Source organism: Achromobacter sp. GbtcB20, assembly GCF_019091095.1.
Classification (GTDB): domain Bacteria; phylum Pseudomonadota; class Gammaproteobacteria; order Burkholderiales; family Burkholderiaceae_B; genus Achromobacter; species Achromobacter mucicolens.
In genome coordinates, this window is record NZ_JAGXJZ010000132.1 from 1 (window position 1) to 667 (window position 667).

Here is a 667-nt window from a genome sequence, read left to right on the forward strand (position 1 = left end):
GATGCCACGCCGTATCAGGGCCATGCGCACCGCTTCCGCCCGCTGCATGGCCAGCTTGTGATTGTAGGCGGGCTTGCCGACATTGTCCGTGTGGCCCTCGATCACGACCACCTGTTCCGGATTGTTGCGCAAGTTGACCGCCAGCGCGTTGATCGCGTCGTTGGCGCTGGGCGGCAGCTTGGCGGAGCCGGAGCGGAAGGCCGTGAGCGCTTCCTGCATCAGTTCCCGCGTCGGCCTGCCGCGCCGCTCGGCGGCCGCCATCGCCGCCGCCTTGTCGCGCTCGACCGCCGCCAGCTTCACGGTTTCCTCCGCCGCGCGTGCGTTCGCAAGATGTTCCGCGGTCGCCGCGCGCCGCTGGGCGATGTAGGCCAGGTGGGTGGCGGCCTTCACGTCATGGTGCTTGCTCCAGGCCTGCCTGGCCTGGTCCAGCGAACCGTTGGCGCGGTCGAGTTCCGTGCCGGCGTACTGGGTGACGTGGGGATCGGCGCCCGCCCGTTCGACCACCTGCGTGGCGTTCCCGATGGCGGTCTCGGCGGCCGCGACCTCGGATGCCGGCGGCTTGCTGGCGCAGCCCGCCGCGATCATGGCGACAAGCAGCGCGCCGCTGCTGGATCGGATCATGTTCTTCATCTTTCACCTCGACTGGTTCTGCCGTATGCGCTTGAGT

At 69.1% G+C, this 667-nt stretch carries 1 protein-coding gene; it reads right to left on the minus strand.

All coding sequences use genetic code 11. The annotated features are described in order from the left end of the window. Positions 1 to 630, minus strand: a 630-nt coding sequence (locus tag KVT32_RS28175) for an OmpA family protein (protein WP_217619210.1), incomplete at its 3' end; no start/stop codon positions are given. Positions 631 to 667: the final 37 nt, after the last annotated feature.